The sequence below is a fragment of the Staphylococcus simulans genome (assembly GCF_025561465.1).
In the GTDB taxonomy this organism is placed as follows: Bacteria; Bacillota; Bacilli; order Staphylococcales; family Staphylococcaceae; genus Staphylococcus; species Staphylococcus simulans.
The window spans coordinates 34,614-58,456 of record NZ_CP095100.1 but is presented as its reverse complement, the minus strand read 5'-3'; the positions used below and the strand labels follow the sequence as shown (position 1 = coordinate 58,456).

Genomic DNA, 23,843 nt, shown 5'->3' with positions numbered 1-23,843 from the left:
ACGCTTTATTTTTATTTTTTATTTTAAAACCGCGTCAAATCAACGTTTTTGACCTTTTTTGACTAAATCGATAAACCTCGTGAGCATAAGGTTTGTGTTAGTTGTGTATACGTCGTAGAATAATTGTAGACAACTTGGTTAGAAGAACTAAAGTTTGTCAGATTAATCAAGTTAGGAGGGATAGACGTGACAACAATCGAACAACACAATGGTTTCAAGCGGACGTTTCAAAAGGGTCATTTAACCTTAGGTTTAAGCATTCCTTTTGATAACTCTGAAAAAATCGCATTGTCGTTTGATCAACAAGCAGAATTAGCGCAGTATGCTGAAGAACTTGGATTTACAAGCCTATTTGTGCGAGATAACCCATTATATAGTCCACACTTAGGTCCAGTAACGACAAACTACGATCCGTTTGTATTTTTAACTTACCTCAGTGCTAAAACGAATAAAATTGCTCTCGGAACAGCTAGTATTGTTGCGACATTACGTCATCCAATTCACGTTGCTAAAGCAGCCGCTACTCTTGACTTGGTGTCAAACGAGAGATTTTTAATGGGACTGGCAACTGGAGACCGTTCTTTCGAGTTTCCAGCTTTCAAAGTCGAGGAGAAGAATTTGCATAATCATTTCAGAGATGCTGTTTCTTCTTTGAATGCACTGTGGCAAGACCATTCTCCAAACATTTCAAACTCAATCTTTGAGCTATATGAGGATTCTGGTCTGCAAGTTTTACCAAAACATCACCATATCCCGATTTTTGCGACGGGAAATGCGAAACAAGATTTAGACTGGATTAAAGAAAATATGGATGGTTGGATGTTTTATCCCCAAGAATTCCAAAAGCAGAAAGCTTTACTACAAGCTTGGCATGATAATGATGTATTCAAACCATTCATGCATCCACTCGCATTAGATTTATCAAAAGATCCAAATGAAAAAATCAAACCCATTAAGGGTGGCTATAGATTAGGCAGAAATACTTTAATCAATGTATTAAAAGCATATGAACGTATTGGTACAAACCATATCATGTTGAAATTAGTCACACATGAAAGAACGTACCAAGATATTATGAAAGAATTGGGCGATTATGTGATTCCACATTTCCCACCAAACGAAATCAAGGAGGAACAATAATAATATGAAAATTTTAGATAGAATTAATGAACTTGCTAATAAAGAAAAAGAAATGGTATTGAGCACTTCAGAAAAACAAGAACAACATGAATTAAGACAAGAATACCTTAAAATGATTCGTGGCCAAGTTGTGAGCACATTCTCAACATTGAAAGTTGTAGATCCACTTGGCGAAGACGTAACACCAGATAAAATTTATGAATTACGCGAAGAAATGGGTACTTTAGACTTAAAACCTGAATAAAAATTTTAAAATAGATGAATAGCAAACCTAAAATAGTAAGGGTTGGACACTTCTGATGGAGTCGTCCAACCCTTTTTTCTTTGGATTAAGCAGGATGAATCGCTTCTACAAATGTAAAAGTTTCATCCTCATATTCAAATTTTAAAATACAACAATTCGTTATCTTTATTTGTTTTACCGCTTCTATCGGCAAACAATAATGCGCAAATAAGAATAAGATATCACCATGACTCGCTGCTACTACATTACGATGCGTCGTCTCTTTTAATACGCGATGTAATGTCTTCACAGTACGTGTTTGAACTTCTTCCATCGTTTCTCCGCCATAAGCCGCAAAGAATGAACCAAAATCAACTACGCCATTTTGATGTGGCGGATTCAATAATTCCGGCTCTCCTTCAAACAATCCATAATTCCATTCTTTAATCCCTTTTAATCTTGTATAAGGTTCATTTGGAAATAAAATTTCTAACGTGTCAGAGGCACGTTCTTGTGTAGAAGAGAATAATTCATAATCTGTCAGGTTTAATTGATCGAAATACAGCTTCGCTTGTGCAGCTTGTTGTTTTCCTAGTTCTGTTAACGGTGAATCTGAAGCACCTTGAATCTGATGTTTCTTATTAAATAACGTTTGTCCGTGTCTGATTAAATACAAAGTCTTTTTCATGTTGTCTGCTCCTCATTTTAGTCATTTCATGATCAGTATGTCTTTGTTTGTACTAAAAATGATTGGTGTTCCCTTTCATCATATCGAATCTATGACATAGTGAGTGCTATACTTTTTTACGATTTTAATACATCTTTTAGTGGTTTCATCTGATTATGTAGCACTTTTGTTCATTTCGCACAAAATAGAGGTGTGAGTTTAGCACTTTATGCACTTCTAATATTCTGATTCCATGATAAGCTATAGATAAAGATTGTGAAAGTTTTCACAAAGTAATTAAAAGGAGCGATTGAATATGACAAAAGTATTAGTAGCAGGTGCGATTCCAGAGGCGGGATTAAATCAACTTAAAGAACATTTTGAAGTAGATATGTACACTGGGGACAAATTAATCACTGAAGATGAATTGATTGAACGTATTAAAGATGCCGAAGGCTTAATCAGTTTATTATCTACAAATGTAAGTGAAAAAGTTATTGAAGCTGCACCGAACTTAAAAATTATCGCAAACTATGGTGCGGGGTTCAACAACATTGATATTCAAGCAGCTAGAGCACGTGGTATCGATGTTACTAATACCCCGATTGCTTCAACTAACGCAACAGCTGACCTGACAATGGGTATTTTATTAGCGGTAGCACGCCGCATCCCTGAAGGCGATCAGTTATGCCGTACAAAAGGCTTCAACGGCTGGTCTCCACTCTTCTTCCGCGGACGTGAAGTCTCAGGCAAAACTATCGGTATCATCGGACTAGGTGAAATCGGTTCAGCAGTTGCTCGCCGCGCAAAAGGTTTCGATATGGATATTCTTTATTCTGGTCCATCTCGACATGAAGAGAAAGAACAAGAACTTGGTGCACGCTATGTATCACAAGATGAACTGTTGAAAGAAGCTGACTTCGTCGCAATCAACTGTTCTTATAACGAAAGCATGCGTCACATGATTGATTATAACGAAATTAAAAAAATGAAACCAACAGCGTACTTGATTAATGCATCTAGAGGTCCAATCGTATATGAAGCTGAATTAGTTAAAGCTTTACAAGATGGTTTAATCGAAGGTGCCGCATTAGACGTCTTCGAATTCGAACCAGAAATTACTGAAGAACTAAAATCTATGGATAACGTGGTCATTACACCACATATCGGAAATGCGACATTTGAAGCACGTGATATGATGGCTGAAATTGCCGCAGGTAACGTTGTCAAAGCGCTCACAGGTGACACACCGGATTATATTGTAAATAAATAGGAGTGATAATCAATGGTCGACACACACCAACGCTTTTTTAACATGAAAGATCTACCACGCTTCTCTGAGGAAGCAGCACAAAAGACAGTCTTTTATCAATCTGAACATTCAGCTGGTGCCGTTTGGTGCATGAAACCAGGTCAATCTCTACAATGTCATACCCACCAAAACGCAGATGATGTATGGATTGTGACACAAGGCGAAGGCACATTCTATACAAACGGCGGTCAGGAAAGAACTATCAAAGCGGGCGACATCATTGTATCATTACCTGGCGAAGCACACGGTATGACGAATACAGGAGACGAAGACTTTATCATGCTTGGTTTCGCAACACCGATGCCATTAGACTTTATTCCATACGAACACTAAATAAACCAACCAAAACTACTATCTTAAAATAAACCATAACCTAACCCAACTTGAGATGAATGATATTAGCACCCATAATGTCATTCATCTTTTTTATGTTCTGATACTATTTTAAATTTCCGGTCTCATAGCGTGATAAGTCATGCTAAGATAGAGGCATTACAATTTTAAAGGGAGTGCTCGATTATGGATTCATTGATCAGTTTCATTTTAATTTCATTGCTTATTATCGTTATTCCTGGCCCTGATTTCTTCATTGTGGCTACGAATACAATGAAAGGCAGTACTAAAAATGGCGTAATGGCTGCATTAGGTATTTCTTCTGCACATGTCGTCTACTCTGCGATTGCTGCACTTGGTTTAATCTTTATCTTAACGAGCTCATATTATGCGTTCATCACGATTAAGTTTCTTGGTGCCGTTTATATTGCTTACTTAGGTTTGAAAACTATCTTAAACGCACGTAAGGCAAGCCATATTACTACATCATCAACTTACCCTATCAGACACATCAGTTTGTTTAAATCGTTTAGACAAGGCTTTATGAGCACGATTTTAAACCCTAAAGCAATTCTCTTTTACATATCTATCTTGCCGCAGTTTGTGACTAAAAGCGAAGGTTCATTAAAAATTATCGCCCTATCGGCACTCTTTATCGCACTGGTCTTTATTTGGTTTTTCATATGCAGTTTCTTATTCACACATATCAAGAAACTCTTCAATCAACCTACTTTCAAAATGGTATTTGACTATATCGTCGGTGTCATCTTAATCGGACTGGCAATCAGTATTTTAAAATTTGAACGTTAATTTACACGCAGGTTATTTAAAATGACCTGCGTTTTATGGTTTGAAAAGCTTTATAAATCGTTAATCACTATAAATATTTATGATTATGTTAATATGGATGATGAACGTCAACTAATAATTTTACAAACATACTTTTACTGTCATTTATATATTTATTGAATACTTTAAGCATAATAGACACAAGTCAGGTAATACTACAAATAGAGAGATAGATTAAGAAAGAAGTGATTAAAATGGCGATTACAAGAGGGATTAATCATATCGGTTTAACTGTGCCGGATATTGAAGCGGCAACACGGTTTTTCAAAGAAGCTTTAGACGGTAAGGTGGCTTACGATAGTCAAACAGAAATGGATCAACCTCGTGGCGGTAATGATGTAGAGCGTTTCTTAGATCTTGAGTCAGGCGCTAAAATCATTAAAAAGCGTATGATGGTTTTCGGTAATGGCCCAAATATTGAAATGTTTGAGTTTGTCCATGCGCATCAACAAGCACCCGCTGCGCTTCAAGATATTGGGTTTACGCACCTTTCTTTTTATGTCGACGATTTTGAAGAAGCACTCGAGCGTATGGTGGAAGCAGGTGGCGAACCTGTTTCTGAACCGCATGAGAATACACGCTATGAAGATTCTGTCGGAAACGAAACTATTTACATTAAAGCACCATGGGGCAGCTTAATCGAGCTTCAAACCATCCCAAACGGTTACTATTATCCTGAAAATAGTGAAGCTGAAGTCTTTATTCCTAAAGAAGATTAAACTATGAAATTTAGATATCTGAATCGTGACACATAGAATATATCAGCTAAGCTGTTTTGATGATATTAAGTCGGTCATATCTTAAGATAGATATACTGTATATTTTAAAGAAAGGTGATTTACTTTGGGTAAATTAGATAATAAAGTCGCAATCATTACTGGAGGGTCTTCAGGTATTGGAGAAGCTGTCGCAAAACGATTCGCTGCTGAAGGCGCTAAAGTTGTGATTGTCAATCGTCATAAAGAGAAAGGCGAAAAAGTGCTCAAAGCGATTGAAGATAATGGCGGCACAGGTCTAGCGTTAGGCGTAGATGTGACGTCTAAAGATTCGGTGGAGGAAGCGGTTAAAACAATCAAAGATCAATTCGGCACAATTGATATCTTATACAATGGTGCTGGTGTTCATGATGGTTATAAAGATGCTTTAGAAACAGACGAAGACACATTTGATTTATTAATGGGCGTCAACGTAAAAGGTGCTTACCTATTCACACACGCTGTCTTACCGATATTCTTAGATAATAATAGCGGTGTCATCATCAACGTAGGTTCACAAGGTTCATCTATGGCAGGTGTCGGCGGCAGTACGTATGTCACTACAAAACATGCGATTGCTGGTTTCACTAAACAACTAGCCTATGACTTCGGTCACAAAGGTATCCGCGCAAATCTCTTGTCACCAGGATTTATCGAAACACCTATGACAGAGGGTGTTGATGAACAACGTACAAAAGATATTCCAGCTCAACGTGCAGGTAAACCAGAAGACCTCGCATCAGCTGCAGTCTTCCTTGCCTCTGATGAAGCAGCTTATGTCCAAGGCGCTGAACTTAATGTAGATGGCGGTTGGACTGTAGGAAGATAAAATAATGAATTAAGAAAATAAGCTTTAAAAGCACTGTATAACTGATTTAATCAGCCTTATACAGTGCTTTCTTACTATATAAGCAAAAAATATTCAAGTATATTATTGTTTATTTTTATTTATTTGTACCACTAAGAAAGTTGTTTCATCTAATTAATATGGTAATATTAAATAAGAAAATGATTTTTAAAATGGAGGAGATTAACTTTGAGCAGAGTTCGTGTAAGGAACTTGACCAAAGTCTTTGGCAGAAATAGTCAAAAGGCACTTAAAATGGTTAAAAACGGAGATTCCAAGCAAGAAATTTTAGAAAAGACAGGTGCCACTGTTGGTGTTTACGATGCAAGCTTTGATGTAGAGGACGGAGAAATATTTGTGATTATGGGACTCTCCGGTAGTGGTAAGTCTACATTAGTCCGCTTGATTAATCGTTTGATTGAACCTACTTCAGGAAGCGTGTACATAAATGAAGATGATGTATCAAAAATGTCTAAAAATGAATTACGCGAGGTGCGTCGGACTAAAGTCAATATGGTTTTCCAAAACTTCGGCTTATTTCCTAAACGTACTGTATTAGAAAATGCAGAATATGGATTAGAAATACGGGGTGTAGAAAAAGAAAAACGCCGTAAACAAGCAGAAAAAGCTCTAGAAGATACTGGATTACTTTCATTTAAGGATCAATATCCTAATCAGCTTTCTGGCGGAATGCAGCAACGTGTAGGTCTAGCACGTGCACTCGCAAATGATTCTGAAATATTATTGATGGATGAAGCTTTCTCAGCACTTGACCCTCTTATCCGTCGAGATATGCAAAATGATTTACTCGAACTACAGCGAAAAGTAAAGAAAATTATTATCTTTATCACCCATGATTTGAATGAAGCTTTACGTATTGGTGACCGTATTGCTTTAATGCGTGATGGAAAAATTATGCAAATTGGTACTGGTGAAGAAATTTTAACAAATCCAGCCAATGACTTCGTCAAAGAATTTACGGAAGATGTTGACCGTTCTAAAGTACTGACTGCAGAAAATATTATGGAACCACCACTTACGATTAATGTTGAAACAGAAGGCCCTAACGTAGCCTTACAACGTATGCGTCAAGAAGAAGTCAGCATGCTGCTAGCCATTGATCGTAACCGTAAACTAAAAGGTAGTATCTCTGCTGAAAGTGCATTAGAAGCCAGAGAGAAAGGTCTATCTTTAAAGGATGTTACGAATGATAACGTTCAAAAAATTAATAAAGACATGTTCGTTAGCGATATTTTCAATATTATTTATAACTCCCCTGCACCGCTTGCAGTAGTAAATAAAGAGAATGAACGTGTGATTGGTGTCGTGGTCAGAGGTAGTGTTATTGGGGCAATGAGCACTAAAAATATCACTGTGGGAACAGATACTTCTTCTGATTCTGAGAAAGAAGAGGTGAATGCAGATGCTTAACTTTTCAATGAAACAATTACCTTTTGCAGAATGGATTGACGCTATCGTAGATTGGCTGACTGATCATCTGTCAGGTTTATTTACAGTGTTAAGGATTGCTGGAGAAGCAGTGATGAACTTCATGACTATGATTCTAACAGCTATTCCTCCTTTTGTTATGATGGCTATCTTAGTCATCGCAGCTTTCTTTGTATTCAAACGTAAGTGGGGCTTTGCCGCATTCACTTTAGTCGGCTTACTGTTTATTTATAACCAAGATATGTGGACCGATTTAATGAACACAATCACTTTGGTCATTATTTCCAGTTTAGTCGCTGTTATTATCGGAGTACCTTTAGGTATCCTGATGTCTAAAAGTGATACAGTAGAAAAAATTATCAAACCTATATTAGACCTTATGCAGACAATGCCTGGGTTTGTATACCTCATCCCTGCTGTCGCATTCTTTGGTATCGGTATGGTACCAGGGGTTTTTGCATCTGTTATCTTCGCATTGCCACCAACGGTCAGAATGACGAACTTAGGGATTCGTTCTATCTCTACAGAGTTAGTGGAAACATCTAATTCATTCGGTTCTACTGCTTGGCAAAGATTATTTAAACTTGATTTACCTATGGCAAAAGAAAACATATTCGCAGGTATTAACCAAACGATTATGTTAACACTTTCTATGGTAGTTATTGCTTCTATGATTGGGACACCTGGACTTGGGCAAGGTGTTTTAGCTGCTGTACAACGTTCAGAAGTCGGTAACGGTTTTGTGTTCGGTATTGGAATTGTAGTCCTTGCTATTATTATCGACCGCTTCACTCAAGCTTTAAATCGTCCTAAAAACACTAGAATGAGTAACAAGAAAAAATGGATTATCACAGGCATTATTGCACTTATTGCTTTAATTATTATTTTGCTTTCTATTTTCTTCTCACCAACTAAATCTTCAAACAAAGGTACAATCACGTTAGCTTATGCGCAACAAGATGATCAAATTGTTTCAACAAACGTGATGAAACAAGTGCTAGAAGAAGAAGGTTACACAGTTAATACAACATCTTTAGATATCCCTGTGGTTTGGGAAGCTGTAGCTAAAGGAGAAGCGGATGCTATGACTGGACCATGGCTTCCTGTCACACATGAAGCACAATATAAAGAATTCAAAGACGATTTAGATGACTTAGGGCCACATATTGACGGTAAAGCTAAGCTTGGACTTGTCGTTCCTTCATACATGGATGTAGACTCTATAGAAGATTTAGACAATCAAGCTAAGAAAAAAATAACAGGTATCGAACCAGGTGCCGGGATTGTTAAGGCCACAGACAAAACAATCAAATCATACCCTAACTTAAAAGGTTGGGAACAAGTCATCTCTTCTACAGGTGCAATGAACGCACAATTAAAACGAGCTGTTCAAAATAAAGATGAAATCGTGATTACAGGTTGGAGTCCATACTGGATTTTCCAACGTTACGACTTAAAATATCTAGATGATCCAAAAGGAACTATGGGTAGAGCTGAAAGCATCCATACGATGACACGTAAAGGATTAAAAAAAGATATGCCAGAAGCCTATAAAATCCTAGACAATTTCAAATGGGATGTAAAAGATATGGAATCTATTATGTTAGAAATTGAAGATGGTAAAGATCCAGAAAAAGCAACAAGCGAATGGATTGAAAACAATCGAGATAAAGTAGACAAATGGAAAGAGAAATAAGATTGTATAGTCATAAACTTTAAAGCTATACACATAATAAAACTCTGCAGTATCGCTGACTTAACCAGTGTACTGCAGAGTTTTTTCTTTCAAAATATCAATACTTCAATAAATAATAAATACCAAATGCTACAAGATAAATAACTAAGAATATCACAAAGTTCAACACTATCTTTACAGGCCATGATTTTGAGCCAAAACATTGATTAGTTATTGTAGAGCTAATCAACGTTGCGAAGAATACGGTAATACCTATAAAGATTATTAGTGAAATGTCTTCCATATACAGAGAACACCTTTCTTGTTTCCCTTAATAATTATCCTAATTTAACTTTAACATAATATAAGAAGATAATATTATGATGGTTTTCAAACATTATCGACTGTGGCTTTCTCATTATTCATATAGCCTTCTATTAACTTCTCTTCTAATTTATTTAAATCGCTCTTAAGAAACTTATCGAACGCTTGTTTAACTTTTTCTAGCACTTCTTCATGACTCATTACGCCTTCATTAGAATGTGTATAAAAATTCTTAGAGTAAATTGTGTGATGTTTACGTGTTAATTTTTTTCTGAAGACTTTAAATACCTTACTATGTTGAAGTGCAATATTAAGCATATCTGTCCTTACTTCATTTTCTCCTGGACCAATCAATAAAGTGATCCCTGTGAAATGACTATTATTCTTAATCTCAAATAGAAGGATTCTACCACTATCGGTCCAAGGGATTTCAGTGTTGTTTTTAGGCATAATACGTTCTAAATTTTTAGTAGTAAATCTAATATAACCTTTACTGCTTTGATCTAAGATTAAGTTTTCATGTTCAGGTATATACTCTTGCAACATTTTAGAGATTTCACTTAATGTATCTGGTTTATATTCATAGATTAAATCCAATGCTCTCTTATGTTTGGCATAAATCTCACCACAAATTTTTTCTAATGCTTCGTCTCCCACGATATGCCTCCTTAAAATATCAATATACTGTTCAATAAAATCTACTGCTTGTGGGTTCATCATTGCTTTTTTATTCACCATAGTTTCATCGATACATTCAATGATTTGGTTATAAGAGATATTGGACCATACCTCAACATTACTAGCTTCTTCACCGTGTGGTGTTAAGAATATAAATAATTTCTCATAACCGCTATAGAATTGTTCCACCTTATCTTGATACTTCTTCAATTGATGCTTAGATTCTTTACTCCATATCTTGTTTTCAATCACAATAAGCGTTTGATTTTGTTCTGACACGACTAGTAAGTCAATGTTATTCCACTCTCTTAATACTTTCGCGTCCTCAAAGTCATTTAATAATAAATTAAAGATTGTTTGTTGATCTTTTTTAGACTCTGAACATTCAATATAAGCTCGAATTAAACTTTTAATAAAGGCATCGTCAAGCCCATGAATCTCATTTGGATTCAATAACCAAGCTAACATATTACTGTGACGTATTTCGGTGTTCACAACACCAAGTATTTCAAACAAATTAAACTGGTTGGAATACTTTTCAATTTCTTTTAAAGAATCAATGTCTTTCAGAAATTCCATTAATGCTTGTTCATCATTATTCATTCAGCTGCTCCTTGATGTTTTCTTTATCTATATTTAAAGCTTCCTTTAGTTAGCTATGCCATTTATAAGCACAACTTCTAATTTATTCATTTATTATATCATCAACACTTTCAATTTAAGTATCGCTTTTCCTAAGTTATTTAAGCGGATTTATCCACTTATTTCCATGCATCTTAATAAAGAGAAATATCTACTTTATTAGTTATTTCAATTTAGCAACTCTAACTTTATTACATAAAACTAAAAGGTTCTCTATTTATTAAAAAAGTTCTATGAAAGGTTTGTTAAATAGATTATTCTATTAATAACAACGTTAAAGATGGGAGATAGTGTATTGAAAAAGATTTTTGTTAGTTTAGGAATTATAGCACTTGTAGCTGCATTAGGCATTGCGATTGTCTTTGCGTATGGCAGTTATAAAGATTTGGAACTGAAAAAAGAAGAAACTAAAGTAGCTGAAGAAAAAGAGAAAAAAACAAAAGAGAAACAAAAGAAAAAAGAACAAGAAGACGACGAAAATAACACTGAAGCAGTGAATAGTGAAGAAAGTAATACACAAGAAGCATATGACCAAACACAAAACGATACTACCACTTCCCAAGCACCTCAAGCACCTGTAAAAGAAACTCAACCTGCACAAAATCAAAACAATAATAACCAAGCATCTTCTAAAAACACATCAGAATCACCAAGCAGCTCTTATGATCCAGATGCTGAGTATGCAAAACAAAAAGAAATGTATGAAAAAGCTGCCAGAGGAGAAATTCCTGAGCCAGGCGCAGACATTTCTGGTGACAATTCACAATTAATGGAACGTGATCCAAGTACGCTTACGAATGATGAAGTTGAACAAAGAGATAGAAGAACAAATGCGATGGAAGCGGAAAGTCAATAATCTAACGTAATACACATATAATAAGGGGAACTAACATATGAATAAGCTTTTAGTAATTTTATCCGTCGTATTAGTACTCGGAATCATAGGTGCTGTAGGTTTCTTTGGATACAACAAATATCAAGAAGTCGAATTAGAGAAAAAGAAATTAGAAGCACAATTAAAACAAGGTGAAGAAAATGATGAGTTAGAAGCTGAGTCTAATAACACTGAAAACATAGGTCAGTCAGATGAATCGACAAGTAATCAACAAGAAGTACAAGCTACTGACGGAAGTGAAACTGTTAAAAATAGTGGCGGTTCAGGTAGTGGTACTGCTAATAAAGAAGAATTCTCTGATTTACAAGTGAACAGAGATAATGTCTTCGATTATCTAATCGCTGCCATTAATCAAAGTGAAGGCGGAGACGCTTCAAAAATTAAGTTTCAACAACCAGAACTAATTATGCAAGATGGCGGAATGTGGAAAATTCCTGCGAATAATAAATCAGGACATGGCTCTTATACTTTCATAGTTAATCAAAATGGTACAGTAGAATTTTGGGATGGCATGATGAATGATAAGTTCGATGAAATACATGTGACTTTACCTTAATAAACGAGGATTGAGTGTGATTGCTCAATCCTTTTTTATTTTACCTTCCTTTATTACAACTAATGCATAAGTTTGACGTTATAAACTCTATGACTGAGAATAGATATGATTCAAAAGTGATAAAGAGATTGTTTTAAATGGCTAAAATAAGGAGGATTCATAATAAATGGGCGTTTTTGATGTAGATTATAATAAGATTAACATTTTGAAAGATATGCCTTATGAGGTCGAAATCACACATCATACATGGATTACCATGTCAGATGGCACAAAGCTTTCAGCTAAAATTTGGTCACCTGTTATGGAAGGTGTGAATAAAGGAACGGTATTAGAATATTTACCATACAGAAAAGATGATTTCACTGCTTTAAGAGATGAAATTAGGCATAAATACTTCGCAGGACATGGTTATACTGCGATCAGAGTAGATATTAGAGGTACTGGAGATTCAGAAGGTATCATTGAGGATGAGTATCCAAAAATCGAACAAGATGATGGTGTAGAAGTCATTGAATGGATTGCGAAACAACCTTGGTCTAATGGTTCTGTCGCGATGATTGGTAAATCATGGGGCGGTTTCAATGGTTTGCAGATTGCCGCAAGACAACCCGAAGCCTTAAAGACTATCATCACATTATGTTCGACAGATGACAGGTACGCAGATGATGTTCATTATCGCGGCGGCACAATGATGGCTTCAGACATGTTGTGGTGGGCGTCTACGATGTTTGCGTATAATGCTCGTCCTCCATTCCCTAAATTTGTCGGTGATAGATGGTATGATATGTGGCTAGATAGATTAGAAAATACACCGCCATTTGTAGAAAAATGGGTAGAACATCAAACAAGAGACAGTTACTGGAAACATGGTTCAGTCAATGAGAATTACTCTGATATTCAAATTCCAGTTCTTACAATGAGCGGTTGGGCAGATGCATATCCAAACGCTGTCTTTCGTTTAATGAATAACTTAAATGTACCTAAAAAGGCCATTGTCGGTCCTTGGGCACACGAGTTCCCTGATCTTGCGATACCTGGCCCTCAAATAGGTTATCTTCAAGAAGTATTAGAATGGTTAGATAAATGGATGGGCTCAACTAAAGATACAACACATCAAGATGAATTCTTAGTATATCTTCAAGATTCAGTAGAACCTCAAACCTCTTATTCATACCGTGATGGTAAATGGTTAGATTTACTACAAGAACAAGTCAATTATCAGGATATCTTACATGATTTAGAAGGCCCAGTCAGATTATTAAACCGCCAACATCACGGCCTTTATTCAGGCGTCTTTTGTCCATTTGGTCAAGAAGGCGATCTACCGGATGATCAAACAATTGATAATGCTTTGGCTACAACAGTACTACTTAATCATCTCGATAACGATATCAATATCATTGGCATGCCTATCGCAAAATTACGTGTGAAATCAGATAAACCACAAGCCAATATCCATGTCAGACTTTCAGACGTACACCCTAATGGTAAGAAGACTTTAATCACAAGAGGACAGTTCAACATCAATCATCATAAGAGTCATGAATTCCCAGAATCCTTACCAATTCACGAATATATAGATGTTGAGTTCCCATTAGATGTAATCGGTTATCACTTACCGAAAGGACATCAACTAGAAGTTTCAATGTCACCAACCTATTGGCCTCAAGTTTGGCCTTCTGCAGAAATTGTGAACTTAGATGTTGATTTAACAAACTCAAAAATCGAAGTGCCTTATGTGAATGACTTCAAAGCAGTTACTTTAAATTATCCACATTCAGAAACAGCCGAACCACTAGAAAAAGAAGTTATCAGAGAAGGCAGCAGAACAAGAAATATTATTAAAGCATTAACAGAAGACAAGTGGGTGTTAGCCGATTACTCAGATGAGGGCTTAAGAAACCTACCACATTTAAACATTACGTATGGTACAGAAAACTATAATGACTTTGTGATTGTAGAAGATGATCCATTATCTGCTTATGTTAAATGTACATGGGATGTCATTGTTAAAGATGATGATATCGATACAAGAGTTGAAACAATCAGTGAGATGTGGTGTGATGAAACATACTTCTATCTCTACAATAAAGTCATTGCTTATAACAACGATGAACACTGCTTTGAAAAAGAATGGCACAAAAAATATAAACGAAACTTTGTATAAAATTAAGAGGGTGAGACAAGACGTCCCACCCTCTTTTTCTGGTTTAATATAAAAGGTTCGACATGAACTTTTCACAACTGCTTACATTAAGCCTTTTAACATACCATACCAGTACATTCTTGGTAGTATATCTTTCTTCAAGATATACATACTTCTACGTTCTTTAGCTTGGTTAAATGGCATCGTTTCTCTTGGTTTTTTATTATAATCAAACTCAGCTAACATCATCGTATTATAACTTGTCACGATTGGGCATGAAGTATAACCATCATAATGATGTGTCAGCATTTCTTGACTCATCACTTGTAGTAAGTTATTCACAACAACTGGTGCTTGTTTTCTAATTGCGGCACCTGTTTTAGATGTTGGTGAGTTAGAAGCATCACCTAACGAAAAGACATTGTTGTATGTCTTGTGCTGCATTGTCGTAGGGTCGATATCTACCCAACCTGCATCATCTGCTAGCGCACTGTTTTTAACGACATCTAAAGGTCCCATGGGCGGTGTGACATGTAACATCTCATAATCTAATGTTTTAGTCTCACCTGTTTGTAAGTTTTCAAAAGTTGCTTTTCTTTGTTCGCCATCAATTGCGATTAAGTGGTGTTGATAATCTACATTAATGCCTCTTTCTTCAACAATACGTTCTAAAGGCTTTTTATATTTATCCACTTCGAACATCGCAGGTTTTGCGGTCTCAAAGATAACATTCGCTTGATTGCGCATATTATGTTTTCTGAAGTAATCCTCAGCTAAAAACATAATTTTCATAGGTGCCCCACCACATTTAACCGCTGTATTCGGATGGGTGAATATCGCATTTCCGCCTTTAAAATTAGACAATTGATTCCATGTTTCTTTCGCATATTGTGGTGCATAGTTAGAGCACACACCATTTTTGCCGATATTTTCTTTAAGTCCTTTCACATCAGACCAATTCACTTGTAAGCCTGGACATACCACTAAATAGTCATAACTGACTTGTTTCTCATTATCTAGTTGGATGCGATTCTCTTTTGGATTAAATTGTTGAACAGCTTGTTTAATCCAATCAACACCCTTAGGAAGTACTTGTTTCATACTTTTACGTGTGGATTCTAATTTTGATGCCCCTGCGCCTACTAACGTCCATAAAGGTTGATAATAATGATCTGACGCAGGATCAACAATTGCGATTTGTCCTTTTAAATCTTTTCTCTGTCTTAAAAGTCGCGCTGCCACTGTGATACCAGCTGTACCGCCACCTATAATGACCACTTTATAATGTTGAGCCATCTTTAACACGTTCCTTTATTTAATAATTGATGACTGTTCTAGATCAACTTCTCAAAAATACCTCTAGGGGTATATTAAAAGATACATCGATATAAGTCAAATGCCCCTAAGGGTATTTATTTGTATATCAATGATGTATAAATAATAGTTCCATTTAATCCCCTTAAAAATAATCCTATTATATATTTTACCCTCACAGTTACACGAAACACTTAATAGACCCCGTATTTTTCATAAATTCTTTGTTTATAGTAAAAACTACATAACTGGCATCATTAAAAATAAAAAAACGACTATTCATTATTAAAACAATCGCTAATATTGTCTAATAAGTGAATAGTCGTTTATGACAAAACTCTTTATTTAATGTTCTTGATAACTTCCTGACGTAGTTTACCTCTTAATTCTGCCATCGTATTCAGGTTATACTTTTGATATTCTCCAGAAGCAATTCTGAAAGCATGTACACCTAATACTTCATTTTTACTATTTAATACTGCCCCACCTGAAGAACCAGGTTCAGCCATCATCTGATAATAACCAATAGGATTCACATTACGTGCCATCATAGAGTATTTACCAGTTGAATGATACATCGTACCCATTGGATCATTTTTAAATTTTCCAGCTGGTAAACCATAATGATACATATGGATAGGTGTATTCGCTTTGATTTTCGTAATTGAGGCTTCTGGTGCGATTTTACGTACGGTCATATATTGAGATAAATCTTCTTTCGTATACAACAAAGCAACGTCTCCATATTGAAGCATCTTAACACCTGTAACGGTAACAGTACGCGCTACTTTCGAACCTTCTCGCAATAAATCTATTCTCAAGTTTTGTACTTTTGAAGGTGTCATCGGTTTACGTGCTTGTGAATCGTTGACCACATGATTCGCAGTTAGAATTATATGTTTTCCAATTGCGGTACCTGTGCCATAAGTCAGCTTTTTAGTCGTTGGATTGTAGTTAAATATCGTCGCAATATTAGCTGCTTTAGCTGTTGTATGATTAATCGTTACCCCTTTATTACCAGAGGCTTTCATAATTTTTAATGCATCATTAATACCTGAGGCATAGGTAGTCTGCCCGAAGTCTCGAACATTCTCACTACCAGGTATCCCTTTTGGCCAAAGTTTTGGTGCTTGATTATAGTAATTGCTTACTGGAGATTTCGTCTTAGGCGCAACCTTAGGTACTGGCTTTGGAGCTGCTTTAGGTTTCGTTGTGACTACTACTGTTTTCTTTTTAACAGGTGCTTTCTTTACTGTTGTAGATAACAATTGAACTTTTTTCTTTGGCACTGCTGATGCTTTCTTTTTAGAAACAACTGGTGCCTTTTTCTTACTTACTGTTTTAGCTTTTGGTTTTGATTTAGTGTTTGCTTTTGGCTTTGCTTTTACTATTTTAGATTTTGACACTACTTTTGATTTTTTAGTTACAGGTGCTTTTTTAGCAACTTTTTTAACAGTTGGTTTAGGTTTTTTCACTGAGCTAGATAAGTGTTGTGGTTTGAGACCTTTCGGACTCGTAAAAGTTGTTTTAGCCTTTGTTTGTTTAACGTTTGAAGGTACTGCTTTTATTGGTTTAACTGATTGAGTTTTAACTGGAGCTGCTTTTTTAATACTTTTAACTGGTGGCGATACTTTAGTATTCTGTTTTGTGATTACATTAGATGTTTTTTGAAGTGGTTTATTAGGTACAATCGGAGGTGTTTGTACCGCTTCAGTTGATACAACTTGAGGTTGTTTTAACTCTGTCTGCTGCTTTGGCATTACTGGAGAATGTGTAGCTTCAACGCTATTTTGTGTAGAAAGTTGTGACTCATTCTGTGAGTGGTTTGTAACCTGTTCTTCGCTTCCTATAGCCGCTTCTTTATCAGTTGTAACAGCTACTCTCTGATTAACTTGTCCCTCGATCTCTTGATTCGTTTGTGACGCGTGTGCACTGTTATTTTGAATCACGAACACGCAACCCATCAACATTAAAATTAATATAAAACTGTATACATATTTACCCATTGAGAATCCTTGATTCATCAGACCTCATCCCCTTATTTCTATCTATGAAATGGGCACACCCTTATTTCCTCATAAGCATATCCTTTTTAACTAGGTATAGCAATATATTTTTAAAGATTTAATTGACTATTTTTAGTAGTTAAAATGTTCCAGAAAAATGGAGTGTTAATTAATAAAAAATTCGATTGAGAGATAACCGTTAAGTTATCTCATCAACCGAATTAATGAGGTTTCTATTCATGGTTATGAAATAGTAATTGAATCATTATTTTATTTATAACGTCACTGCTTTGTCTCATGTCCTTTTTGATCTACTACGTAGTCTTGACGCGGCATCATTGATTCTAAGGCATGTCCTTCTATATCTACTTTTGGAAGAATACGTTTCAACCATTTTGGTAAGTACCATGATGCTTTACCAAATAACACTGTGAGGGCTGGAATAATCATTAACCTAACGACAAACGCATCAAACAGTACACCAAACGCTAACGCAATACCCATTGTCTTAATCATGACATCTTCTTGCGTTACAAATGCCATGAATACACTGAACATAATCAGTGCAGCCGCTATGATAACTGGGCCACTTTCTTTAATACCTACTTTGATTGAATGCTTGTTGTCTTTTGTACGGCTATATTCTTCATGTACACGAGACATTAAGAACACTTCGTAGTCCATTGCTAAACCGAACAAGATACCAATAACAATAACAGGCAAGAAAGCAAGCACAGGTGCTGTTTCGTGTACACCAAACAGTTGATTTAAGAAGCCATCCTGCATAATAAAGGTTGTGAAACCAAGTGTAGCAGTTAGTGATAAAATGAATCCTAAAACTGCTTTTAACGGAATAAGTAATGAACGGAATACAACCATGAGTAAGATAAATGCGAGTGCCACAATGATACTAGCAAAGACAGGAATCGCATCATTTAATTTCTTAGACATATCGATATTAATCACGTTTTGTCCTGAAATTTCTGTATCAAAGCCATATTTACTTTTCGCTTTATCATGATAGTCTCTTAAGTCTTTTACTAATACATCTGTTTTTTCTGATTGCGGACCATGTTTAGGAATAATAGTCATTAATGCATAGTCATTACTCTTAGACATCATTGGAGGAGCTACAATACTTACATTTTTCATTCCATTGACGTCTTTCATCACTTGCTGTAAATCTTTTTGTAATTCTTCAGGTTGATCTTTTTTATTTTTGACATTGATTAACATCGGAATTTGTCCGTTGAAACCTTCACCGAACTTATCACTCATAATGTCATATGCTTTTTTCTCTGTTGCATGCGGTGGTTTCACACCATCATCTGGAATACCTAAACGCATATGCGTCACTGGAATAGATGCAGCACCTAAAAGTACGAGACCTAAAATCACTGCAATAATAGGTTTACCTACCACTAATTTAGACCAGAATGTATCTGCTGATTGATTCACTTTTTTCTTAGCTTTAGGTTGAATACGTTTATGGAAGACACTGATTAATGCTGGAACAAGTGTTAATGCACTAATCACCGCAAATAACACACTGATCGCAGACATATATCCCATAATACTTAAGAATCCAATACCTACTAAACCTAAACCACAAACTGCAATAATTACTGTAACACCTGCAAAGACAACTGCACCGCCAGCTGTACCAATTGCGAGACCAATCGCTTTAATTACGTCAGGTTCTTTTTTAATAATTTGACGATAGCGGAATAAAATAAAGAGTGCATAATCTATACCTACTGCGAGTCCTATCATCACTGCCAATGTCAACGTCACATTAGGAATTGCAGTGAAGTGCGTCAGCAATCCAATAATACCTACACTTGTTAAAAGTCCTAAGACTGCTGTCACAATCGGTAATCCTGCTGCGATAAATGAACCGAATGTAATTAACAATACAATGAATGCGACCGCAATACCGATTAATTCAGATGCGCCACCCATTTCAGTTGCGGCTGCCATCCCTGTTCCTGTTAATTCTGTTTGAATATGATGTTTATCTTTAAGTTCACTTACCTGATCTTTGACTTTATCAATGCTTTTCACATCCATCGCTGCAGCACTGACTTTATATTGAACATCAGCGAAAGCTGTTGTTTGATCTTCACTTATTTGTTGATACTTATAAGGATCTGTAACACTTTCTACTTGTTTATCTTCTTTTTTAATATCATTTAAGGTTTTCTGAACATCTTTCATGACTTCAGGTTTCATAATTCCTTTTTTATCATCGGATTTCAGAACGACTCTAATACCAGCCTTTTCATTATCTACCTTAAATTCCTTTTCAATCTTTTGGTTTGTTTCTATAGACTTCATACCCGTCATCTTAATATCATTTTCAAATTGCGGGGGTTTAACTGCCATTGTAATTACTAATGCGGCTAAAACCGCAATCCATAAAACGATAGAGAGCCATTTATGTTTTGCTGTAAAAGTACCAATTTTATATAAAAATTTTGCCATATCATTTTCCCTCCCAGTAGAATATATAGTGTAGCTTAATCTACATAGTAGTTTTAACTACGCTATAAGTTTACCAAGCACTAAACAGCATTCATATCCTCAAACAAATGGCTATGTATGTATAAACTACATTTCGAAGAAAATGTTGTTTTAAATCAGATTCATGAAATACTTTCATTTTATTATTAGGATTAGCTGCATTTTTTGTGTAAAATTACTCTAATCCTTTCAATCATTTCACTTTTAATTAAAACAATTTTCAGAATTTAAAGACTTTTTATTTTTACATTTTTTGGTCCTATGTTATATTTTTTGTAAGGGTTTACATTATCGATAAAGGGGAGTTGTAAAATAAAAAGAAAAGGGGTCTTTTTATGGAGCAAATCACATGGCAAGGTTTAAAACACATCGTGTCAGATGGCCAAATTATCGGGGTAGCCGGTTTATCTGTTTCTAATCTTGCCGCAGAACTTTTACTTAATTTGCTAGAAACCTATGACGAAACAGGTTCACCCAAAGATTTAACCTTCATCATTGCAAACGACATCAGCAGTTTAGGGTTAGAACCTGATTTGGATGATTTTGTTGAAAGAGGAATGATTTCACGTATCATCATGAGTATCATGACAGCCTCGCCTAAAACAGCTGAAGCGATTCGTAATAATGAGCTGGAAGCTTATTTTCTGCCACAAGGTATTATTGCGACGCATTATCGCCAAACGAACACCCTTCAACCTGGGATCATCACAAAAATTGGCTTACACACACATGTAGATCCAAGATATCAAGGTGGGCGTATCAATCAGCGTACGATTAAAGACCTCGTATCACTGGTCAAGATTCAAGATGAAATTTATTTGCATTATCATTTACCTGCCGTAGATGTTGCCTTTTTACGCGGAACTTATGCAGATGAAGATGGCAATATCTATGTCACAGAAGAAGCTTATTTAACTGAAGCCTACAGCATTGCACTTAACACAAAGTCCAACCATGGTACTATCATTGTTCAGGTGAAATCAATTATAAAACGTACAAAAGTAAACCCTAATCACGTCTTTATACCTGGTTCACTTGTCGATTATGTCTATGTTGCCGGTGCGTCTAAACACCATCGACAACTTATACAAACTTATTATGACCCTGTGTATTCAGGAGAAGCACCAATGACACAGCCTATCGATTTGCCACTGCCGTTCAATACACGCAAAACGATTTTACGTCGTACGGCACAGTTTTTAACTAGAGGCGATACGATTAGTATTGGTTTTGGTATCAACAATGAACTCTCTAATCTGTTATATGAAGAACAAGCAGAACATCTTGTTCAACCTATACAAGATATTGGTATTTTCGGAGGGTTTCTTGGCAGCGGTAAACATTTTGGTATGAATGCGGATGTTGATTTTCGCATGCGCCATGACCAAACGTGGGACTTTATTTATAACGGGGGTGTTTCAATTGCTTGCCTCAGCTTCGCAGAGATTGATCAATATGGAAACGTCAATGTCTCCTACTTTGATCAAAAAATGAATGGATGTGGCGGTTTTATCGACATTAGCCAATCCGTTCAACGTATTATTTTTTCTGGTCAATTAGTTGCTAGAAGTCAACTAAATATTGTGGATGGCCATTTAGAAGTCGAACACCAAGGTACGGCACAAAAGTTTGTCCAAAAAGTCAGTAATATCGACTTTAATGCAGCTTATGCCAAAACGTTACATCAAGAAGTATTCATCGTAACAGATCGTGCTGTTTTTGAATTGAGAGATGAGGGTTTAACCCTGATTGAAATAGCACCTGGTCTTAATTTAGAACAAGATGTCATTGCACAAATGGGATTCAGACCTTTAATTACTAAAGATGTGAAAACCATAGATCCTACGATTTACAGCGCACAATGGGGATTATTAACACAATCAATTCAGTAGTTCGTAGATAAACAAAGGGGGTTCTACCTATGAATTTCGATTGGATTAAAACAAGATCAGACTTTGATGAAGAAAAACCTGCAATTATCGACCCATTTAAAGGCACAGAATGGTCTTATCAAGAATTAAATATTCGTGCCGAAAACTTAGCCAACCATTTGATTGAACAAGGTATGCAACGTGGAGATGTTGTCGGTATCTTTGCGCCTAATGATGTCGCAATTCTTGACTTAATGGCCGCTTCATTTAAAACAGGTGTTATTTTCTTACCGCTAAACTGGCGCCTAAGTCCGAAAGAAATCGACAAGATTATACAAGATTCAGGCTTAAAACTGCTCTTTTATGCCAAAAAGCATGTCTCTTCACTATCAATGGTTGACCCACATCTACTTCATATGGATATTGACTCCAAAGCGTATGATGATGTGGTAAACCCAGAACATCCGCACGCATTTAAATCAGTTTCAGTAGAACCAGATGATATTGCAGCACTGATTTATACAAGTGGCACCACAGGTGATCCTAAAGGTGTCATGTTCTCATATGAATCCTTTATGAATAACGGTGCCAATATTCAGCTCACTTATCGCCTCAACTCAGATTTCACAACCATTATCGCGACACCAATGTTTCATGTATTAGGACTGAATGATACTGTCCTTCCTGCTATGATGGCCGGTTCTACATTGGTGATTCAACGTTACTTTGAAGGGCAAATGTTAAATGAATTCATTTCGACCTATCAACCAGATTTCCTCATCTTAATTCCAACAATGTATTACAGCACCATTCGTCAAGACAACTTCAACCCTGAAGATTTCAGAGCTATTAAGTATGTCATTCAAGGCGGTTCTCACCCACTTCCTAGTATTCAAGAAGCTTTCAAACAATATGGTATTAATATTATCAATGGGTATGGTTTGACCGAAGCACCACTAGTTTTAGTCAATACACCAGATAACGCGCGTGTCAAACCAATGAGTATCGGTAAAGCAGTCATGTTTGTGGATGCACGCATCTTAGATGATGACCACAATGATGTGGCACCTGGTGAAATCGGTGAACTCTCAGTGAAAGCCCGAAACATCACACCAGGTTATTGGAATAAACCAGACAAAACTGCCGAAATAATTCAAGATGGTTATTTATTAACAGGTGACTTAGCTAAACAAGATGAAGATGGCGATATTTATATCGTAGACCGCAAGAAAGAACTTATCATTACAGGCGGTGAAAACGTCTTGCCTTCTGAAGTTGAAACAGTGCTCGCACAACATCCGCTTGTCGACCGCTGTGTTGTTGTCGGCTACAATGATCCGAAATTTGGAGAATCGATAGGAGCAGCTGTGATTTTACGCGAACAACCATCTGATTTTGAAGCACAATTAGACACTCACATGCGAGAAACATTAGCAGCTTATAAAGTGCCAAAGCTTTATAAATCTGTTGATACCATGCCTTTAAATACGACTCAGAAACCAGACAAAATTACAATCTCAGAAATGATGAATGAAATAGCACAAGCACAATTAAAAGCGAATCAGTAAAAATTACACAAGAGACAATGCACACTACAATCAGTCATACAGCTGCTCTTCAAACTAAGGGGGATTTTAC

The 23,843-nt window shown here is 36.1% G+C and carries 19 protein-coding genes; 14 read left to right on the top strand and 5 right to left on the bottom strand.

Going from position 1 to position 23,843, the window contains the following annotated elements; genetic code table 11:
* The first annotated feature begins 186 nt into the window (after positions 1-186).
* Positions 187-1,140 (top strand): LLM class oxidoreductase, encoded by a 954-nt coding sequence (locus tag MUA87_RS00240; protein WP_262551000.1) that lies wholly within the window; start codon positions 187-189, stop codon positions 1,138-1,140.
* 4 nt (positions 1,141-1,144) lie between these two features.
* Positions 1,145-1,384: a DUF896 domain-containing protein gene (locus MUA87_RS00235; protein WP_002480257.1), complete on the top strand. Its 240-nt coding sequence runs from the start codon at positions 1,145-1,147 to the stop codon at positions 1,382-1,384.
* A gap of 85 nt (positions 1,385-1,469) precedes the next feature.
* On the opposite strand, the gene MUA87_RS00230 is transcribed toward MUA87_RS00235, so the two are convergent.
* Complete coding sequence (locus MUA87_RS00230) at positions 1,470-2,051, bottom strand: histidine phosphatase family protein (protein ID WP_057510685.1); 582 nt, start codon at positions 2,049-2,051, stop codon at positions 1,470-1,472.
* A gap of 295 nt (positions 2,052-2,346) precedes the next feature.
* On the opposite strand from MUA87_RS00230, the gene MUA87_RS00225 reads away from it, so the two are divergent.
* From MUA87_RS00225 to MUA87_RS00195, 7 genes are all read left to right on the top strand, one after another.
* The gene (locus MUA87_RS00225) at positions 2,347-3,303 is read left to right on the top strand and encodes an NAD(P)-dependent oxidoreductase (RefSeq protein WP_002480259.1); all 957 of its coding nucleotides are present in this window, start codon (positions 2,347-2,349) and stop codon (positions 3,301-3,303) included.
* A 12-nt stretch (positions 3,304-3,315) separates the two neighbouring features.
* On the top strand, positions 3,316-3,675 hold the full coding sequence (locus MUA87_RS00220) for a cupin domain-containing protein (RefSeq protein WP_002480260.1): 360 nt from the start codon (positions 3,316-3,318) through the stop codon (positions 3,673-3,675).
* Between the two features lie 186 nt (positions 3,676-3,861).
* Positions 3,862-4,485, top strand: coding sequence for a LysE family translocator (locus MUA87_RS00215; protein WP_105980236.1), 624 nt, complete (start codon positions 3,862-3,864; stop codon positions 4,483-4,485).
* Positions 4,486-4,718: 233 nt separating this feature from the next.
* Positions 4,719-5,243 carry a VOC family protein gene (locus MUA87_RS00210; RefSeq protein ID WP_057510687.1) on the top strand — a complete coding sequence of 175 codons (525 nt, stop codon included), beginning with the start codon at positions 4,719-4,721 and terminating at the stop codon, positions 5,241-5,243.
* A gap of 124 nt (positions 5,244-5,367) precedes the next feature.
* Positions 5,368-6,108, top strand: coding sequence for an SDR family NAD(P)-dependent oxidoreductase (locus MUA87_RS00205; protein WP_105966746.1), 741 nt, complete (start codon positions 5,368-5,370; stop codon positions 6,106-6,108).
* A gap of 207 nt (positions 6,109-6,315) precedes the next feature.
* Positions 6,316-7,557, top strand: coding sequence for a quaternary amine ABC transporter ATP-binding protein (locus MUA87_RS00200; RefSeq protein ID WP_262550995.1), 1,242 nt, complete (start codon positions 6,316-6,318; stop codon positions 7,555-7,557).
* A complete protein-coding gene (locus tag MUA87_RS00195) occupies positions 7,550-9,271 on the top strand; it encodes an ABC transporter permease/substrate binding protein (protein ID WP_262550993.1) in 1,722 nt (573 codons plus the stop codon). Before MUA87_RS00200 ends, MUA87_RS00195 begins: the two co-directional genes overlap by 8 nt.
* Before the next feature lie 369 nt (positions 9,272-9,640).
* On the opposite strand, the gene MUA87_RS00190 is transcribed toward MUA87_RS00195, so the two are convergent.
* On the bottom strand, positions 9,641-10,855 hold the full coding sequence (locus tag MUA87_RS00190) for a PDDEXK-like family protein (RefSeq protein ID WP_262550991.1): 1,215 nt from the start codon (positions 10,853-10,855) through the stop codon (positions 9,641-9,643).
* Positions 10,856-11,189: 334 nt separating this feature from the next.
* On the opposite strand from MUA87_RS00190, the gene MUA87_RS00185 reads away from it, so the two are divergent.
* The 3 genes from MUA87_RS00185 (at position 11,190) to MUA87_RS00175 (ending at position 14,512) form a co-directional block, all read left to right on the top strand.
* The gene (locus tag MUA87_RS00185; RefSeq protein WP_262550989.1) at positions 11,190-11,750 is read left to right on the top strand and encodes a hypothetical protein; all 561 of its coding nucleotides are present in this window, start codon (positions 11,190-11,192) and stop codon (positions 11,748-11,750) included.
* 37 nt (positions 11,751-11,787) lie between these two features.
* On the top strand, positions 11,788-12,345 hold the full coding sequence (locus MUA87_RS00180; protein ID WP_241964490.1) for a hypothetical protein: 558 nt from the start codon (positions 11,788-11,790) through the stop codon (positions 12,343-12,345).
* Between the two features lie 166 nt (positions 12,346-12,511).
* Entirely contained in the window at positions 12,512-14,512 is a 2,001-nt protein-coding gene (locus MUA87_RS00175; protein WP_107552523.1) for a CocE/NonD family hydrolase, read from the top strand.
* Positions 14,513-14,593: 81 nt separating this feature from the next.
* On the opposite strand, the gene MUA87_RS00170 is transcribed toward MUA87_RS00175, so the two are convergent.
* The 3 genes from MUA87_RS00170 to MUA87_RS00160 all read right to left on the bottom strand — a co-directional run bounded on the left by MUA87_RS00170 (position 14,594) and on the right by MUA87_RS00160 (position 20,295).
* On the bottom strand, positions 14,594-15,787 hold the full coding sequence (locus MUA87_RS00170) for an FAD/NAD(P)-binding oxidoreductase (protein WP_262550984.1): 1,194 nt from the start codon (positions 15,785-15,787) through the stop codon (positions 14,594-14,596).
* Between the two features lie 359 nt (positions 15,788-16,146).
* A complete protein-coding gene (locus MUA87_RS00165) occupies positions 16,147-17,829 on the bottom strand; it encodes a trypsin-like peptidase domain-containing protein (protein ID WP_262550983.1) in 1,683 nt (560 codons plus the stop codon).
* 264 nt (positions 17,830-18,093) lie between these two features.
* Positions 18,094-20,295 (bottom strand): MMPL family transporter, encoded by a 2,202-nt coding sequence (locus tag MUA87_RS00160; RefSeq protein WP_107539869.1) that lies wholly within the window; start codon positions 20,293-20,295, stop codon positions 18,094-18,096.
* A 374-nt stretch (positions 20,296-20,669) separates the two neighbouring features.
* Here MUA87_RS00160 and fadX point away from each other — a divergent pair, with 374 nt between their 5' ends.
* Together fadX and fadD are read left to right on the top strand one after the other, a co-directional pair.
* Entirely contained in the window at positions 20,670-22,226 is a 1,557-nt protein-coding gene (gene fadX, locus MUA87_RS00155; RefSeq protein WP_105966753.1) for a fatty acid degradation protein FadX, read from the top strand.
* Positions 22,227-22,255: 29 nt separating this feature from the next.
* Positions 22,256-23,773, top strand: a complete 1,518-nt coding sequence (gene fadD, locus MUA87_RS00150; protein ID WP_105966754.1) for a long-chain-fatty-acid--CoA ligase FadD — start codon at positions 22,256-22,258, stop codon at positions 23,771-23,773.
* Positions 23,774-23,843 lie beyond the last annotated feature (70 nt).

Bases quoted from the DNA above. Each gene is read 5' to 3' on its own strand.
- MUA87_RS00235 (WP_002480257.1), top strand. From the start codon at position 1,145: ATGAAAATTTTAGATAGAATTAATGAACTTGCTAATAAAGAAAAAGAA.
- fadD (WP_105966754.1), top strand. From the start codon at position 22,256: ATGAATTTCGATTGGATTAAAACAAGATCAGACTTTGATGAAGAAAAA.
- MUA87_RS00190 (WP_262550991.1), bottom strand. From the start codon at position 10,855: ATGAATAATGATGAACAAGCATTAATGGAATTTCTGAAAGACATTGAT.
- MUA87_RS00215 (WP_105980236.1), top strand. From the start codon at position 3,862: ATGGATTCATTGATCAGTTTCATTTTAATTTCATTGCTTATTATCGTT.
- fadX (WP_105966753.1), top strand. From the start codon at position 20,670: ATGGAGCAAATCACATGGCAAGGTTTAAAACACATCGTGTCAGATGGC.
- MUA87_RS00175 (WP_107552523.1), top strand. From the start codon at position 12,512: ATGGGCGTTTTTGATGTAGATTATAATAAGATTAACATTTTGAAAGAT.
- MUA87_RS00160 (WP_107539869.1), bottom strand. From the start codon at position 20,295: ATGGCAAAATTTTTATATAAAATTGGTACTTTTACAGCAAAACATAAA.
- MUA87_RS00180 (WP_241964490.1), top strand. From the start codon at position 11,788: ATGAATAAGCTTTTAGTAATTTTATCCGTCGTATTAGTACTCGGAATC.
- MUA87_RS00230 (WP_057510685.1), bottom strand. From the start codon at position 2,051: ATGAAAAAGACTTTGTATTTAATCAGACACGGACAAACGTTATTTAAT.
- MUA87_RS00225 (WP_002480259.1), top strand. From the start codon at position 2,347: ATGACAAAAGTATTAGTAGCAGGTGCGATTCCAGAGGCGGGATTAAAT.
- MUA87_RS00170 (WP_262550984.1), bottom strand. From the start codon at position 15,787: ATGGCTCAACATTATAAAGTGGTCATTATAGGTGGCGGTACAGCTGGT.
- MUA87_RS00195 (WP_262550993.1), top strand. From the start codon at position 7,550: ATGCTTAACTTTTCAATGAAACAATTACCTTTTGCAGAATGGATTGAC.
- MUA87_RS00165 (WP_262550983.1), bottom strand. From the start codon at position 17,829: ATGAATCAAGGATTCTCAATGGGTAAATATGTATACAGTTTTATATTA.
- MUA87_RS00220 (WP_002480260.1), top strand. From the start codon at position 3,316: ATGGTCGACACACACCAACGCTTTTTTAACATGAAAGATCTACCACGC.
- MUA87_RS00210 (WP_057510687.1), top strand. From the start codon at position 4,719: ATGGCGATTACAAGAGGGATTAATCATATCGGTTTAACTGTGCCGGAT.